This window comes from Ruegeria sp. YTSC002, assembly GCF_059609845.1.
The window spans coordinates 23,245-40,726 of sequence record NZ_JBXWML010000018.1; the positions used below are offsets into that span (position 1 = coordinate 23,245).

Annotated in this window: 10 protein-coding genes, 1 tRNA gene and 1 pseudogene; 9 read left to right on the plus strand and 3 right to left on the minus strand. The window is 58.0% G+C overall.

Annotated features, from left to right (window positions below; genetic code table 11):
* The first annotated feature begins 140 nt into the window (after window positions 1-140).
* Complete coding sequence (locus AC2FFD_RS21160; RefSeq protein ID WP_496874061.1) at window positions 141-4,466, plus strand: NACHT domain-containing protein; 4,326 nt, start codon at window positions 141-143, stop codon at window positions 4,464-4,466.
* On the opposite strand, the pseudogene AC2FFD_RS21165 reads toward AC2FFD_RS21160, so the two are convergent.
* Both AC2FFD_RS21165 and AC2FFD_RS21170 read right to left on the minus strand, forming a co-directional pair.
* A pseudogene (locus tag AC2FFD_RS21165) lies at window positions 4,467-4,823 on the minus strand (alpha/beta family hydrolase); the annotation flags it as partial.
* A 179-nt stretch (window positions 4,824-5,002) separates the two neighbouring features.
* Window positions 5,003-5,089, minus strand: a tRNA-Leu gene (locus AC2FFD_RS21170).
* 201 nt (window positions 5,090-5,290) lie between these two features.
* Between AC2FFD_RS21170 and AC2FFD_RS21175 the strand changes: the two genes are divergently transcribed.
* Window positions 5,291-6,274, plus strand: coding sequence for a complex I NDUFA9 subunit family protein (locus AC2FFD_RS21175; protein ID WP_480685499.1), 984 nt, complete (start codon window positions 5,291-5,293; stop codon window positions 6,272-6,274).
* On the opposite strand, the gene AC2FFD_RS21180 is transcribed toward AC2FFD_RS21175, so the two are convergent.
* A complete protein-coding gene (locus AC2FFD_RS21180; protein WP_496874062.1) occupies window positions 6,275-7,078 on the minus strand; it encodes an undecaprenyl-diphosphate phosphatase in 804 nt (267 codons plus the stop codon).
* Between the two features lie 230 nt (window positions 7,079-7,308).
* Here AC2FFD_RS21180 and AC2FFD_RS21185 point away from each other — a divergent pair, with 230 nt between their 5' ends.
* From AC2FFD_RS21185 to queG, 7 genes are all read left to right on the plus strand, one after another.
* Window positions 7,309-8,742, plus strand: coding sequence for an NAD(P)-dependent oxidoreductase (locus AC2FFD_RS21185; RefSeq protein ID WP_496874063.1), 1,434 nt, complete (start codon window positions 7,309-7,311; stop codon window positions 8,740-8,742).
* Between the two features lie 24 nt (window positions 8,743-8,766).
* Window positions 8,767-9,204, plus strand: coding sequence for a GFA family protein (locus AC2FFD_RS21190; RefSeq protein ID WP_496874064.1), 438 nt, complete (start codon window positions 8,767-8,769; stop codon window positions 9,202-9,204).
* Window positions 9,201-13,733 carry a glutamate synthase large subunit gene (gltB, locus tag AC2FFD_RS21195; protein WP_496874065.1) on the plus strand — a complete coding sequence of 1,511 codons (4,533 nt, stop codon included), beginning with the start codon at window positions 9,201-9,203 and terminating at the stop codon, window positions 13,731-13,733. Before AC2FFD_RS21190 ends, gltB begins: the two co-directional genes overlap by 4 nt.
* 180 nt (window positions 13,734-13,913) lie before the next feature.
* Entirely contained in the window at window positions 13,914-14,828 is a 915-nt protein-coding gene (locus tag AC2FFD_RS21200; protein WP_496874066.1) for a Hint domain-containing protein, read from the plus strand.
* Window positions 14,829-14,867: 39 nt separating this feature from the next.
* On the plus strand, window positions 14,868-15,602 hold the full coding sequence (gene mtgA, locus AC2FFD_RS21205) for a monofunctional biosynthetic peptidoglycan transglycosylase (RefSeq protein WP_425079496.1): 735 nt from the start codon (window positions 14,868-14,870) through the stop codon (window positions 15,600-15,602).
* A 58-nt stretch (window positions 15,603-15,660) separates the two neighbouring features.
* A complete protein-coding gene (gene fzlA / locus AC2FFD_RS21210; protein ID WP_170345944.1) occupies window positions 15,661-16,326 on the plus strand; it encodes an FtsZ-binding protein FzlA in 666 nt (221 codons plus the stop codon).
* Window positions 16,327-16,401: 75 nt separating this feature from the next.
* Window positions 16,402-17,439, plus strand: coding sequence for a tRNA epoxyqueuosine(34) reductase QueG (gene queG / locus AC2FFD_RS21215; protein WP_480685492.1), 1,038 nt, complete (start codon window positions 16,402-16,404; stop codon window positions 17,437-17,439).
* Window positions 17,440-17,482 lie beyond the last annotated feature (43 nt).

Consider the following 17,482-nt stretch of genomic DNA (forward strand, 5'->3'; position numbering starts at 1 on the left):
TGCAAAAATAAACAACCAGAGAAACTAGCTATTACGACCCCTTTGATCGATAAGCACTGTGCGTTCAAGCTCTGGTGCAATTGCAGCCAACCAGTTGCGGTAGCTGTGAAAAACTAACGCCAAAAGGCGGAAAAAACCTGATGGCAAGCAGAACCAACAGAGACGATTTCAAGCAGAAGACAAAGCTCCAGATCGCGAAGCGCTCTGGATGGCTTTGCTCAGACCCAGAATGCAGGCGCCCAACGGTCGGCGCGACTTCAGATGGCGACGGCGAAATCATGCTAGGTGAAGCGTCTCATATCTGTGCCGCGGCGCCGGGTGGTCCCCGCTATGACCCCGGAATGAGCGAGGCCGAACGTCGATCGGCGAAAAACGGGATTTGGATGTGCAAGCTACACGCAAGGTCGGTCGACTCGGACGACCCAAAGTTCACCGTTGAACTTCTGCGTTGCTGGAAGAAGGAGGCAGAAGCGCATTCTCATCGCAGCGTTCTCTATGATGATGCCGCTCAGCCTGCCAAAATCTCGAAAGGCGAACCTGAAAGACGCTTGCATGAGTCGGCCTCGGCTGATGTTGACGTCTTCCGACGCTCTGAGAAATGGCCGTTGACGGACGTGGCCTTGACCGTCCAGATGGCGGCGCTGGACAAGCCCGTGCAGACAACAGCGCTCGCACGCGCCTTGAGTGAACTTGGCGATCTGGTCCTAGTCGCGCCGCCCGGCATGGGGAAGACCTCGACGCTGCTCCAAGTTGCGGAGGGTTTAATCGCTCAAGGCGAAACGCCCATCTTCGTTCCGCTTGCGGATTGGGGAACCGAAAACAAGACGTTTATCGATTCCGTTCTGGGCCGTTCGACCTTTCGCGGAAAGATCACCGAAGACGATTTCCGCGCAGTAGCACAAAAACCGGGCGTTTACCTTCTACTCGACGGCTGGAACGAACTCGACGTTGAAGCGCGCCGGCGCGCGACCGCTGAACTGAAGCGCATTCAGGCAGATTTGCCAGAGCTTGGACTCTTCGTGTCGACGCGGAAGCAGTCGCTCGACGTTCCCTTCGAAGGTAAGGCTGTAAAGCTTCAGCCACTCGTTGAAGCGGAGCAAATGGCAATCGCGCGGGAATTGCGCGGCGACGACGGAGCGCGCATTGTCGATCAAGCATGGCGCACGTCAGGGGTGCGCGAGTTGATCAGCATCCCCCTTTATCTGACTGCGTTGCTCTCGTTGCCAGATGGCCATCCATTTCCGAAGACAAAAGAGGAAATCCTACGCCGCTTTGTTCGGGCGCACGAACAGCAAGCCGATCACGCCGAGCTGCTGAACGAAGCCGTCAAGGGCCTCCAGACCGAGTTTCTGAGCGCGCTGGCGGTGACGGCCACGGATGCCGCGAACACATTTATTCCGGAGGCGAACGCACGCCGCTCCGTCGCGCAGACGGGCGACTTGCTCGTCGAGGACGGCCAGCTCACGATCAAGCTGCAAAACACCGAAGTTCTAGATGCGCTCGTGAGCCATCATGTTCTGGTCCGTACGGGCGAGCCCGCTGGATATTCGTTCCAGCACCAGCAGTTCCAAGAATGGTACGCCTCCAATAATGTCGAACGTGCGATGCTCGATTGCGTCGTCGACTCGGAGGCGCTTCAGAAGCTGAAGGTAGACATCCTAAACCTAACGTCCTGGGAAGAGCCGATCCTATTCGCAGTGGAGCGGATGGCGCGCGGCGACGCGCGTCAACAGCTTGCTTGCGGTCTGACAATCCTAACTGCCTTCGAGGTCGATCCAATCTTAGCGGCAGAAATGATCTTCCGCGCGACGGATACAGTTTGGGCTCAGATTTCCCAACCAATCCAGAACCTCGTACGGCGCTGGCACACACCAGGCAAGCTTGATCGTTCTGTGCGTTTCATGATTACGTCGGGCCGCTCAGAGTTTCGCGATTTGGTGTGGCCACTCATTACGAGCGAAAACGACCAGAAAAGCTTACCGGCTTTGCGGGCTGCACGCCTATTTCGCCCTTCGGTTCTCGGACCGGATGCTGCTGAGGACATCCTCACGCTGCCGGGGAAAGTGCGGAAGACGATCGTTTCAGAGATTGCATATGGAAGCGGCGTAGACGGACTCGACCTTGCCGTCTTCATCGCGAAGAACTCTGCAGACCCTGATCTGATGGCCACCGCCGTGGACGTAATGTCGTTCCGTCGCGCCGACCGCCATGTCGCAGACGTCTTGAGTACGGCAAGTGATGAAACCTTTGACCTAATTTACCGGAAGGGCCACCTCGAAGAGATTGACGACAATGCTGTACAGCAGCGGCTCGCAGCTGCGCGCGCTCGCGTGCAGCCGGAGGTTTCTGGTTACGAGCGCTTGCGCGCGCTTGTGTACGCGCGCGACGGCAAGGATCATAGCGCGGAACTGACCGAGCTTGTTGCGACCATTGAAATTCAACGAAAGCAGGACGGCGAAGCAGGATTAATCTACGAAGCCTGCAAGCAATACCATCAAGCGGTCGCGCTGGGATTGCTCAAGCGACTTCGCGAGGGACGCGAACTGTTTTTCGGCGCGGATAACATCTTGGCCGCGTCTGGTATCGTCGTTGAAGACGACGCCCTTTTGGAGATGGTGCTCGCCCCACATGAACGCATGGATAGCCGCGCCGAGGCTGCTGCGTCAGTCCTTGGTCCCGTCAGCGTTGGCAAACTCATCGATACCAAGCTCGCCCTCTTTGCCGAGATCAAGAAACTTAACCGATACGAGAAAAGTCTGAGCGATCGATATTACTGCCTCTGCGATAGCATCGCACACGTGCCTGGCGCGAGCCTTGCCGCCGCCGTCCAGGAACGCGCGGCAGCAGCGAACAATGAAGAAATTTGCGAACTGGCGAAACTGCTGTGTCGCCGCGATGAGGAAGGCGACAAGGCACGACCATTTCTCCAGGATGCGAAGGCGACGGTTTCGCAGTTGGCTGAGCAATGGGGCGAGCGACTGATCGCCAGCGGTGATGCTGCAACACGAGGCCAACTGTCAGCAGTGGCTGATCTGATCGGCCATTTCCCGTCTGTCGCGTTGTTGCGGATGCTCAAGCAGCTGCTCGATAACGAATTGCGCCGCTACCGGGCGTTCCGCCTGCAGGCCGAGGCCGAGCACTGGCGGCAGGGCGAGGCAACGAACGAAGCGCGTATGGTTTACACTAACACGTATCAGCAAGCCTTCACGGAGATCAAAGCGCCGGAAACGACGACGCTAATGATCAGCTATTTGCCTGACGAGCAATTCGGCGAAGCGGCCGCACTCGTGCTCAAGATGCAATGGATTCTCGCAAACGAGCCCAAGGGTGACCGCCGCTTCCCGGGGAGCGTGGATTTTTCTCGCGTGGAAGAAATGCGCGCGGCGCGCGCCCGCTGCGCCACACTGACCTGCAACGAAGCAGAGGCAATATTCGAGGCCATTGCGCCGTTCATCGACGAGGGCGCAAACGAGGCGCAAAAGAAGCATGCAGTCACACTGGCGACTCAGGCCGTACGTCTTCCGCATGGCGTGCGAGCTGACACGATAAACGCGCTCTTGTCGATCGCGCCGCAAGCGGTGCGGGCGAAGCTGGTGCTGAATCTGGTCCTCTCGGGCGAAACAATCCCATTCAGAATTGTGCAAGCCGGAATTGATGATGTGTTCGAGGATGCCAAGAAGCACGCTTGGATACTGGATGAGGGATGGCAATTGAAGGCCTGGCTCCTTCTACTGCCATTCACCGACCATCCCGCGCAGCTTGCCGACACGATAGCGGCATTGCCACCCCGGCAGCGCGAGCCGCATTTCCTGGAAGAAATGATCCGAGCATGCGAGAACGTACAGTCGCCCGAGATCGAAGAAGCGCTTTTCCGGCTCGCGGAAAATGACACCGCTTTCTGCGGCAATAGAGCATGGCGCGACGCAGTTCGGCGTCAGCACACACTCGCTTCGGCTCGCCGCTATCTTGATTTGGCGTTGGAAGGCAAGATCGACGGCCGCGATAGCTGGTATACGTCGCAGGAAATCGCCGGTTTGCTGAACGCGCATTCAGAACTGCGCGACTACGCATACGGCCTTCTGAAAGAAGGCATTTCGCCAAAGGCGTTGCCGCTGCTGGCAAACGCCGTAGCCGAGAGCGGCGAACCCGACGGACTGCTTCTACTTGTAGAGTTAGAGAACAGGCTTCAGCGCTCATTGATTTCATGGCGAACCATTGAGGGAACTGTCACGGAGCACGTGCCATCCGAACAATGGCGCGGTGCATTCGACGTGGTGCCCGTCGCGGCAGCCGAGCTTCGTAAGAAGCTCTTGGCGATGACCACGGACGGCGGGCCCCGCGATGCAGCCGCGCGCGTGCTTCAAGAAATCGACAGGGTGCGCGATGAAAACGGCGCGCCGGAAGGTGAGCCGCGCCATCCCGATCTTGCCTCTGGCAAGCCGTGGCCGATATTGGTGCCAGAGTAACCCAGCGATGCGATCCGCTTCAAACAGCTCATCCGCAATCATACTCGCGACACGCTCGCCAATCGACTTCCAGCTGATGATCAGCGGGCCATCGATATGGAGTGCATTTATTGCAGCTAGGTACTCTGAGTTAAGTTTGTCGGCGCGTGGCGGGGGCTTTCTGGTGCCCTCTGCTCATCGATTTGCCATGTAGGAGAATACAAATCGAACTACTCTGAGATCCTGTTCGGCCATCGCATTGGCGATTGCTGTCATTGCTGGGGAATCCATCGGCGCACCAAGGACGTGTCCAAAAAGAATGGTTGCTCTTGCTGTTTTTTGGTCCGAGCTCCAAAAATTCAGTCGGCATAGTTTCATTTTCTATGGGGTTTGCGGTGCTCAATCAACGCGCATCTACTACGGCGAACACATAGCCGCAAATGGAATAGCCACAGACTAAAACATGGTAGCATCAACGAAAATTTAGGGGATAAATTAGGGGATACACAATCACGGCTCAAAGAACCGATTGTTTTTCAATGCTTTGCGTTGAGATGTGGTGCCCAGGAGAGGACTCGAACCTCCACGTCCATACGGACACTAGCACCTGAAGCTAGCGCGTCTACCAATTCCGCCACCTGGGCAGGTGTCGTGGAGGGGCGTTTAAGCCTAGTCGTGGGGGGCGTCAACCAGATTCGGTGAGATTTTTTGAAGTTTTTTTATTTCGGTTCCCGGCCGGTGTTTTCAGCCCATGATTTTCAACACTGTCGCGGCGAATTAGCGCCTTGTTTGCCCGGCCTGCGGGCGCTAGTTCTAGGGCGCAATTTCTCAGCAGGAGCCCTCTCATGTCGAAACTGGTGACGATTTTTGGCGGATCGGGATTTGTCGGTCGCTACATCGCGCGGCGCATGGCGAGAGAGGGTTGGCGTGTCCGGGTAGCCGTACGTCGCCCGAACGAGGCCATGTTCGTCAAACCCTATGGTGCCGTGGGTCAGGTCGAACCGGTGCTGTGCAATATCCGGGATGATGCCTCGGTGGCGCTGGCGATGCAGAGCGCCGATGCGGTTGTGAACTGCGTGGGTGTGCTGAACGAGCTTGGCAAGAACGGTTTTGATACCGTACAGACCGAAGGAGCTGAACGCATCGCGCGTTTGGCGGCCGAGCAGGGCATCAAAAGGATGGTACATATCTCGGCCATCGGTGCAGATGCGAATTCAGCCAGCGCGTATTCCCGGACCAAAGCACATGGCGAAGCGGGCGTTTTGAAGCATATGCCAAATGCCGTGATCCTGCGTCCTTCGGTGATTTTTGGCACCGAAGACCAGTTCTTCAACCGTTTCGCCGGAATGACCCGCCTGGGACCGTTCCTGCCTTTGGTCGGGGCCGAGACAAAATTCCAGCCGGTTTATGTAGACGATGTGGCGCAGGCTGCCGTCAAAGGTGTTCTGGGACAGGCAGAGCCGGGTATCTACGAGCTTGGCGGTCCCGAGGTGAAAACCTTCCGCGCCCTGATGCAGCAAATGCTTGAAGTGATTCACCGTCGCCGCGTCATCATCGGTCTGCCGTTCTTTGTTGCCCGGATTATGGCCGGTGTGCTGGACATGGTTAAGTTTGTCAGCTTCCAGCTGTTCCCCAACAACATTTTGACCCGCGACCAGCTCAAGAACCTGCGCCATGACAATGTTGTCGCCGAGGGTGCCAAGTCATTTGCAGATCTTGGGATTGAACCGACCACGCTGGAATCGGTGCTGCCGGAATACCTGTGGAAGTTCCGCCCCTCGGGTCAGTATGACGACATTCAGAACTCGGCCAAAAACCTGCGCATCTGATCAGCTGTAGGCCATGATCAAAAGTATCAGGCCTAGAATGACACGGTAGATGACGTAGGGTGTGAAGCTGACGCTGCGCAGAAGCCGCATCATCAAGCTAAGTGCTAGCAGGGCCGAAAGAAAGGCAAACAGTGCCGCAATGGCCCCATCCCGGGCCAGTTGCATATCGGCCCCGCGCACGGCATCCAATGCCAGCAGAGTGCCCGACGCCAGGATTGTCGGGATCGACATCAGCATGGCAATCCGCGCGCCGTCTTCACGGGTGTATCCCAATTGCCGCGCGCCGGTTATGGTTATCCCGGAACGGGACGTGCCAGGGATCAGGGCAAGAACCTGCCACAGACCCATGATGAGCGCGTCGCGTATTCCCCAGTTTTCGGCCCCTTTGGTTTCAGGAGCCTTCTGATCCACCCAATACAGCAGCAGACCGAAACCCAGCATTGTCCATCCGATGACCGTGATCGAGCGCATGGCCTGGCTCAACCCGGTGACATGCAGAATGAGGCCCGCGATCACGGTAGGAACAGTTGCAACGATCAGGCCCAGAGCAAGCCGGGCCTGCGGTGTATCCGCGCGTCCGGTCAGCGCGCGCGGCAACCCGGCAATGGCCTGTTTCACATCCGGCCAGAAATACAGCACCACGGCGCCCAGGGTTCCCACATGCACCGCGACATCAATGGCTTGACCCTGGTCCTGCAACCCCGACAGGTTGGGTAGCAGGATCAGGTGACCGGATGAAGATATGGGCAAAAACTCAGTGATTCCCTGAATGATTGCTACGAGAATCAGGTGAAACAAACTCATCTGCCCTGCCGTGCTGCTGCCACGTGTTCTTTGTGGGTTATGGGTATAAGGGCGATGGAAAAAAGGAAAGCGCGCATATAGGTCCGAATCGGATCTAAAATTTCCAATTATTTTTCCTTTTTCTTAAAGGCGCGCTGCATTTTTTTAATTTAGGTCAGTATAATTGACTTTTCATCCAAAAGTTCATCCCGTAAAGAAACGGAACCTAGCCAATTCATGGAGTCTGACCCGTGGCCAAGCAACCGATGCTGAAATTTGTGCAGATCGACCGCGTCATGCCGGAAAAGCGTGCTGCCAATGACCGCAAGGACGACTTTGACGAGATCTATTCCGAGTTCGCCGCTGAAAAAGCAGCCGAACAGGCGAGTCGGTGCAGCCAATGCGGTGTTCCTTACTGCCAGTCGCATTGCCCGTTGCACAACAATATTCCCGACTGGTTGCGCCTGACTGCGACCGGACGTCTGGAAGAAGCCTACCAGGTAAGCCAGGCCACCAATACCTTCCCCGAGATCTGCGGGCGCATCTGTCCACAGGACCGCCTGTGCGAGGGCAACTGCGTGATCGAACAGTCGGGCCATGGAACGGTCACGATTGGTTCGATCGAGAAATACATAACGGATACCGCATGGGAAAAAGGCTGGGTCCAGCCGGTCGCTCCATCGGTCGAGCGCGCTGAAAGCGTGGGTATCATTGGTGCAGGCCCCGGTGGATTGGCCGCCGCGGATATGCTGCGCCAGGCTGGTATCCAGGTCACGGTATACGACCGTTATGACCGGGCCGGTGGTCTGCTGATGTATGGCATTCCGGGTTTCAAGCTGGAAAAAGACGTTGTTCAGCGCCGCAATGACCTGCTGGCAGATGGTGGGGTCGAGTTTGTTCTGAACTGCGACGTGGACGCGGCCAAGTTCCAGGAAATCAGGGCCAGGCATGATGCCGTTATCATTGCGACCGGTGTCTACAAGTCGCGCGACCTGGCAATGCCGGGCAGCGGTCTGGCCGGGATCGAGAAGGCAATCGACTTCCTGACGGCCTCGAACCGAAAGAGCTTTGGCGACGAGGTCGAAGAATTCGACAACGGTCGCTTGAACGCCGACGGCAAGAAAGTTGTCGTGATTGGCGGCGGTGACACCGCGATGGATTGCGTCCGCACTTCGATCCGCCAGGGCGCGACTTCTGTCAAATGTCTGTATCGCCGGGACCGCGCCAACATGCCGGGATCACAGCGTGAAACACAGAACGCCGAAGAAGAAGGTGTGATCTTCGAATGGCTCAGCGCACCCAAAGGGTTCACGGGTGAAGACACGGTCAAGGGTGTTATCGTTCAGAAGATGCGCCTGGGACAGCCAGACGCGTCCGGTCGTCAGGCCCCCGAAGTCATCGAGGGCGCGGACTATGTCGAAGAAGCCGATCTTGTGATCAAGGCGCTTGGATTCGAACCTGAAGACCTGCCCACGCTGTTCGGACAACCCGACCTGCCGGTCACCCGCTGGGGTACGATCAAGGCGGCGTTCCAAACCGGCGAGACCGAAATGGACGGAGTCTATGCAATCGGTGACATCGTGCGCGGTGCCTCGCTGGTGGTCTGGGCGATTCGGGACGGTCGTGACTGCGCTGATACGATCATCGAACGCTTCAATGCGAAATCTGCCGTTGCGGCTGAGTAATCCCGGCGACCAGGAGGGTTTGAAATGCCTGAATTGCAAGGCCAATGCATGTGTGGCGCGGTCACGGTGACGGCAACTCCGGCGCGGGATGCGCTTGGGGCGTGCCATTGCGACCAATGCCGCCGCTGGACCAGTTCCATGCTTGTGACGTTTCAGGCCGAAGAAGGCTATGCCGCGCTTGGCCCGGTCAAAACCTTCACTTCCTCTGACTGGGCCGAGCGCGCCTTTTGCGCCGATTGTGGCTCGGCGCTTTGGTATCGGATCACGCTTCCGGGCGAGATGCACGGCCAGACACAGATGGCGGCCGGCCTGTTCGACAACGCCGCAGGCAATCCGCTGAAACTTGAACTTTACATCGACAAAAAGCCCGAGGGCTACGCGTTCGAAGGCGAACGCCGGCAGATGACCAAAGCCGAGGTCGAAGCCATGTATGCCCCCTCTGACGAAGGAGACAGCCAATGACCAAATATGATGCCGATTGGGTGCGGGCCGAAGAAGCCAAGCGCAAATGGATGGCTGAAAATGGTCTCTATTCCGAGGAAGAAGAGCATTCTTCCTGTGGCGTGGGTCTCGTTGTGTCCGTGGATGGGAAAGCATCGCGCAAGGTTGTGGACGCCGGTATCGACGCACTCAAGGCGATCTGGCACCGCGGCGCGGTTGATGCGGACGGCAAGACCGGCGATGGCGCGGGCATTCACGTGCAGATTCCGGTGTCGTTTTTCTACGATCAGATCAGGCGCACAGGCCACGAGCCCAAGTTGGATGAACTGATCGCCGTTGGTCAGGTTTTCCTGCCGCGCACCGACTTTGGCGCACAGGAACAGTGCCGGACCATCGTGGAAACCGAAGTTCTGCGCATGGGCTATTACATCTACGGCTGGCGTCATGTGCCGGTCGATGTCACCTGCCTGGGTGAAAAAGCCAACGCCACCCGGCCCGAGATCGAGCAGATCCTGATCTCGAATTCCAAGGGCGTGGACGAAGAAACCTTCGAGCGCGAGCTCTATGTCATTCGTCGCCGTATTGAAAAGGCCGCCTCGGCTGCCGGTATTTCCGGGCTGTACCTGGCGTCGCTGTCCTGCCGTTCGATCATCTACAAGGGCATGATGCTGGCCGAGCAGGTTGCCGTCTTCTATCCCGATCTGATGGACGAACGGTTTGAATCCGCCTTCGCAATCTATCACCAGCGCTATTCCACCAACACTTTCCCGCAATGGTGGCTGGCGCAGCCCTTCCGCATGCTGGCGCATAATGGTGAGATCAACACGCTGAAAGGCAACATCAACTGGATGAAAAGCCACGAGATCCGCATGGCGTCCTCGACGTTTGGGGATTATGCCGAGGATATCAAACCGATCATCGCCGGAGGTTCGTCGGATTCGGCAGCATTGGACTCGGTTTTTGAGGTTCTGGTGCGCGCGGGCCGCTCGGCCCCGATGGCGAAAACCATGCTGGTTCCGGAAAGCTGGTCCAAGCAGGCGGTGGAACTGCCGCAGGCGTGGCGCGATATGTATTCCTACTGCAACTCGGTGATGGAGCCCTGGGATGGCCCGGCTGCGCTGGCCATGACCGATGGCCGCTGGGTCTGTGCCGGGCTGGACCGTAACGGCCTGCGTCCGATGCGTTACGTCGTGACTGGCGATGGTCTTGTCATTGCAGGATCCGAGGCCGGCATGGTGCCGATTGATGAGTCCACAGTGACCGAAAAAGGCGCGCTGGGCCCCGGTCAGATGCTGGCCGTCGATATGAAAAAGGGCAAGCTGTACCGCGACAAGCAGATCAAGGACAAACTGGCGAGCGCATTGCCGTTTGGCGAATGGGTCGGCAAGATCAACGATCTGGACGAGGCGTTGGCAGGCGTGACCGAAAAGCCGATTTTTTCGGGTGAAGATCTGCGCAAGCGCCAGATCGCGGCAGGCTATTCAGTCGAAGAGCTGGAGCAGATTCTTGCGCCTATGGCTGAAGATGGCAAAGAAGCGCTGGCGTCCATGGGTGACGATACGCCCTCGGCGGTTCTGTCCAAGCAATACCGCCCGCTCAGCCATTTCTTCCGGCAGAATTTCAGCCAGGTCACCAACCCGCCGATCGACAGTTTGCGCGAATACCGCGTCATGTCCTTGAAAACCCGGTTCGGGAACCTGAAGAACGTGCTGGATGAGGACAGCAGCCAGACCGAGATCATCGTTCTGGAAAGCCCCTTTGTCGGAAACGCACAATGGGATGAACTGGTTGGGAACCTCAATGCTCCGCTGGCCGAGATCGATTGCAGCTTTGAGCCTGGTCAAGGCGCGCTGAGCGCTGCTTTGGCCCGTGTCAGAGCCGAAGCTGAAGAGGCTGTCCGGTCCGGCGCAGGGCATCTGGTGCTGACCGACATGAACTCGGGTGAAGATCGTGTGGCGATGCCGATGATCCTTGCCACCAGCGCAGTGCACTCACACTTGACCCGTCAGGGCCTGCGGACGTTCTGTTCCTTGAACGTACGCTCGGCTGAATGTGTCGATCCGCATTACTTTGCGGTTCTGATCGGCTGTGGCGCGACCGTTGTGAACGCCTATCTGGCCGAAGACTCGCTGGCCGATCGCATCGATCGTGGGCTGCTGGACGGCACCCTGACCGAAAATGTTGCGCGCTACCGCGAAGCCATCGACCAAGGCCTGTTGAAAATCATGGCCAAGATGGGAATTTCGGTGATCTCGTCTTATCGTGGAGGTCTGAATTTCGAGGCTGTAGGCCTGAGCCGCGCGATGGTCGCCGAGTACTTCCCGGGTATGACCAGCCGTATTTCCGGCATCGGCGTCACCGGTATTCAGGCAAAGGCCGAAGAAATCCACGCCAAGGGCTGGAACAGTGGTCTGGACGTGTTGCCGATCGGTGGTTTCTACAAGGCGCGGCAATCGGGTGAAACCCATGCGTGGGAAGCGACCTCGATGCATATGATGCAGATGGCGTGCAACAAGGCGTCCTATGAGCTGTGGAAACAGTATTCTGCCAAGATGCAATCGAACCCGCCGATCCATCTGCGCGACCTGATGGATTTCAAACCATTGGGCAAACCGGTGCCGATTGAAGAGGTGGAATCGATCACCTCAATCCGCAAGCGTTTCGTCACGCCGGGCATGTCACTGGGCGCGCTCAGCCCCGAGGCGCACAAGACGCTGAACGTGGCCATGAACCGGATCGGAGCGAAATCCGACTCGGGTGAAGGTGGTGAAGATCCTGCACACTTCGTGCCGGAGCCGAATGGCGACAACCCCTCGGCCAAGATCAAGCAGGTGGCCTCGGGCCGGTTTGGTGTGACCGCCGAATACCTGAACCAGTGCGAAGAGCTGGAAATCAAGGTTGCCCAAGGTGCGAAACCGGGCGAGGGCGGCCAGCTGCCGGGCATGAAGGTCACCGACCTGATCGCGCGTTTGCGGCATTCCACCAAGGGCGTTACGCTGATTTCTCCGCCGCCGCATCATGACATCTACTCGATCGAGGATCTGGCGCAGCTGATCTATGACCTGAAACAGATCAACCCGCGCTGCAAGGTGACGGTGAAACTGGTGGCGTCTTCGGGCGTTGGCACGATTGCTGCCGGTGTGGCCAAGGCGAAAGCGGATATTATCCTGATTTCGGGTCACAATGGCGGTACGGGTGCCTCACCCGCGACCAGCATCAAATATGCTGGTCTGCCTTGGGAGATGGGCCTGACCGAGGCGCATCAGGTTCTGGCGATGAACAACCTGCGCGACCGGGTGACTCTGCGCACCGATGGCGGCCTGCGCACCGGGCGCGACATCGTCATGGCGGCGATGATGGGGGCCGAGGAATACGGCATCGGCACCGCCGCCCTGATCGCGATGGGCTGTATCATGGTGCGTCAATGCCAGTCGAACACCTGCCCCGTCGGCGTTTGCACGCAGGATGAATCGCTGCGTGCCAAGTTCACCGGCAACGCGGACAAGGTGGTGAATCTGATCACCTTCTACGCGCAGGAAGTGCGCGAGCTGCTGGCCAGCCTTGGCGCGCGTTCCGTGGATGAAATCATCGGTCGGGCCGATCTGCTGGCGCAGGTTAGCCGGGGTTCGGCACATTTGGACGATCTGGATCTCAACCCGCTGCTGATCACCGTCGATGGTGCGCATAACATCGTGTACAATCGCGACAAGGACCGCAACGCCGTGCCCGACACGCTGGATGCCGAGATCGTGCGCGATGCGGCACGGTTCCTGAAGGACGGCGAGAAGATGCAGTTGTCATATGCCATCCAGAACACGCACCGCACTGTCGGAACCCGTATTTCCAGCCACATTGTGCAGAACTTCGGCATGCGGAACACGTTCCAGGATGACCACCTGCACGTGAAACTCCAGGGTTCGGCCGGTCAGTCTCTGGGGGCTTTCGCTGCCCCGGGTCTGAAGCTGGAAGTGTCGGGGGATGCCAATGACTATGTTGGCAAGGGCCTGTCTGGCGGCACGATCGTTGTGCGCCCGCCGCAGGTCAGCCCGCTGAAGGCAGACGACAACACAATCATCGGCAACACGGTTCTCTACGGTGCAACTGACGGCCATCTGTTTGCGGCCGGCCGCGCGGGTGAACGGTTTGCCGTGCGCAACTCGGGCGCCAAAGTTGTGGTTGAAGGATGTGGCTCGAACGGGTGTGAGTACATGACCGGCGGTGTGGCCGTGATTCTTGGTGATATCGGGGCCAATTTCGGTGCCGGGATGACCGGTGGCATGGCATATCTGTATGATCCTGAAGGCAAGGCCGAAGCGTTGATGAACAAGGAAACGCTTGTGACCTGCCCGGTCACCGTGGACCATTGGGTGGATCAATTGAAAGCCCTGATCACGCGTCACGCCGAGGAGACTTACAGCCGCAAGGCTGCGGATATTCTCCAGCATTGGGATGTGGAAAAGGGCAACTTCTTACAGGTTTGTCCCAAAGAAATGCTCAACAAACTCAGCCACCCGCTGAGCGAAGAAGCCACGGCAGTTCCGGCGGAGTAAGCCAAAATTCCACCAAAAAACCGGTCCCGCGTGCCATTTGCAGCACGCGGGGCCACAGTTTTTGTGAGGTTTCGGTGGGATTCTTGCCTGTTCTTCCGAATTTCGCCATGCTTTTTTCACCTTGTAGTGATAGCCATTGCCTGTTTCGGTTTCTAATGGTGACAGAGTAGGGGCAACAGGATGCCAACGACATATCGCGATCAGTTCTTCACCTTTGATCCCGCAAGCCCGCCACCAGCGGGAACGGCCGTCGCGGTCAGCAATTTCACCCTGACTGATGCGAATGATGACAATCTTATTGACGCACCCAGTGGTGACACGGTCAACGGGCAAGACGTTACAAATTCCTGGCCAGGCGATACCGTAACGATCAACGTGTCAGGCGTTGGGAACGTGACCTATACAGGAACCACGTTCTACCTTGCTGATGGGTCGCGGGCTTTCACCCCCACAGACGGCCAGGTGCTGCAGCCCGGAACGCTGGTGTCGACCACTTTTGTCAACACGTCAGGCCCGCTGAATGTCGGTAACCTTGGGCCGCCGTGCTTTACGGCCGGGACCATGATCGCCACACCGGAAGGTGAGCGCGCGGTTGAGGGTTTGAAGGCTGGTGATCTGGTCATCACGGTGGATCACGGACCACAACCCTTGATCTGGGTCGGGTGTACAACCGTCGCAGCCGAAGGTAAATTGGCCCCAATCCGTTTCGATGCCGGGGTGTTTGGTCTGGATCGCCCCTTGCTGGTTTCACCGCAGCATCGGATGCTGATCGAAGACTGGCAGGCGTCCTATCTGTTCGGCCATACCGAAGCGCTGGTTCCGGCGCATACTCTGGTCAACGGTGACACGGTGACACGGGTCGAGGGCGGTGAGGTTGAATATTTCCACCTCTTGTTCAAACAGCATGAGATCGTCATCGCCAACGGAGCAAAAAGTGAAAGCTATTACCCCGGGCACGCGTTGTCGGCCTCGGATCGTGAAACGCAAAGCGAGGTGCTGCACTTGTTTCCCGAGTTGGCAGGGCTTGATCCGATGTCGCTGAAAACCGCGCGCCCGATCGTTCATCCGCGCGAGGCGCGTGTTTTCGCGATTTAGGCCGTTTCAAACCGGAACCCTGCGTCGTATAGCTGAGGCATGGCGAAGAAAGCAGCCCGCAAATCCGGCGGTAAAAAAAGCAAGGCATCCAGAAAGAAAGTACCGGTGGCGCGGCAGATTCGCCGCTGGGTAGCGCGCGCGGCCATGGCAGTCGTGTGTCTCGTGGTTGCTCTGGTCCTGGTTTATTCGGTCGTGAACCCGCCCGTGACTCATACCATCTGGTCGGAATGGCGCCGGCTGGGAAAGGTTGAACGCGAATGGGTGCCGATCGAGGACATGGCCCCGATCATGGCAAGATCGGTTGTGGCGGCTGAGGACGCAAATTTCTGTCTGCATTGGGGATTTGACGTTGAAGCCATTCGCGATGCGCTTGAGGATGGCGGAAGTCGCGGTGCGTCGACCATCACGCAACAGGTGGTGAAGAATGTGTTCCTCTGGCAGGGCCGCAGCTGGGTGCGCAAGGCTTTGGAAACCTCGATCACGCCGTTGGTTGAGATATTCTGGAGCAAGCAGCGTATTCTTGAGGTGTATCTGAATGTCGCCGAAACCGGAAATGGCGTGTTTGGGGTCGAAGCTGCGGCGCAACGCTATTTCAACACCAGCGCGGCAAAGCTGACTTCGGTTCAGGCGGCACGGATTGCCGCAATCCTGCCGTCCCCGCGCAACCGGTCGGTCACGGACCCGACTGCGCACACCCGCAGACGGGCGGCTTCAATCCTCGATGGGGCGGCCACCATCCGCGCAGATGGTCGCGCGGATTGTTTCGAGGATTGAAACCCGCTATCTGCCAAGGGTAAATCTGTCGGGTATTCACTGGTTCGAATGGAAGTCCATGGCGCGTCTGTTTCACGTTCCCCTCTCTCCGTATTGCCGCAAGGTCCGTCTGTCGCTGGCGGAGAAGAAGATCGAGGTTGAGCTGGTAGAAGAGCGATACTGGGAACAGGATCCCGACTTTCTGCGGCGCAACCCGGCGGGAAAAGTACCCGTTTTGCGTCTGGACGGCCAGATCATGTCGGAAAGCGCGGCCATCTGCGAATACATCGAAGAAACCCGGCCTGAGCCAGCTTTGATGCCGAAAAACCCCGAAGCCAGGTTCGAAGTGCGACGGCTGGTCGGGTGGTTTGACGACAAGTTTCACCACGAGGTGACATCGAAGCTGTTGTATGAGCGAGTGAACAAAAAGGTGACAGGGCAGGGGTATCCGGACAGCAAGAATGTCAAACAAGGTGCCAAGGCGATCAAGTACCATCTGGATTACATGGCATGGCTGCTGGATCACCGCCGTTGGTTGGCCGGGGATCAGATGACATTGGCGGATTTCGCGGCCGCCGCGCATCTGTCTTCGCTGGATTACATCTCGGACGTGGACTGGAACCGCAGTCAGGTGGTCAAGGACTGGTATGCCAAGATCAAGTCTCGACCGGCATTTCGGTCAATTCTGGCGGATCAGGTGCCAGGGTTCCGACCGCCGCCCCATTACGCTGATCTGGATTTCTGATAGGGTGCGCAAGGGGGGCCGTCTGCCCCCCATCGCGCCGTGGGCGCGATTCCCCCCGAGGATATTTTTGGCCAGATGAAGAGCGGATCGGATCTTAAGGAAAAGCTGGTGCAACAAGCCTTGGCAGAGGGGTTTGTTGCCTGTCGCGTGTGCCGCCCTTGGGATGTTCCACAGGTGCCGAAACGCTTGCGGGCATATCTGGACGCCGGATACCACGGGCAAATGGGATGGATGGCCGAACGCACACATTGGCGTGGCGATCCTGCCGCCCTTTGGCCCGAGGCGCAATCGGTGGTCATGTTGGCCGAAAGCTATACGCCGGAACATGACCCGACGGAGATTCTGAAACACCCGGATCGTGGTGCAATTTCGGTCTATGCGCAGAACAAGGACTATCATGATCTGGTCAAGAAGCGGCTGAAGCGGTTGGCGCGATGGCTGATTGCCGAAGCCGGAGGCGAGGTGAAGGTATTTGTCGATACCGCGCCGGTTCCCGAGAAGGCGCTGGGATATGCCGCCGGACTGGGGTGGCAGGGCAAGCATACCAATCTTGTAAGCCGCGAATGGGGAAATTGGGCCTTTATAGGGTCTGTTTTTTCTACTCTGGACCTGCCAGCAGACAATTCAGAGATCGATCATTGCGGGTCGTGCCGCGCCTGTCTGGACAGTTGCCCGACCGATGCGTTTCCGGCCCCGTATCAACTGGATGCACGGCGGTGCATTTCCTATCTGACCATTGAACATAAAGGCCCGGTCGACCATGAGCTGCGCGGTAAGTTGGGCAATCGGATCTATGGCTGCGACGATTGTCTGGCGGCCTGTCCATGGAACAAGTTTGCCGTCGCCGCGAGCGATATGCGCTATGCCGCCCGGGACGATCTGAAAGCGCCCGGTTTGGAAGAACTGGCAGCGCTGGACGATGCTGCTTTTCGTGCAAAGTTTTCGGGCTCGCCGATCAAACGTATCGGGCGGGACCGGTTCGTGCGCAACGTTCTGTATGCCATTGGAAACTCGGGACAGTCGAAATTGAAAGCAGTGGCTCAGCGTCTGTTGGAAGACCCCGACGAGACCGTGGCCGACGCGGCGCGCTGGGCGGTGGAACAACTGTCATAATTGCCGCAAACAGGCTGGACGTGTCGTGCATAACCGCTACACC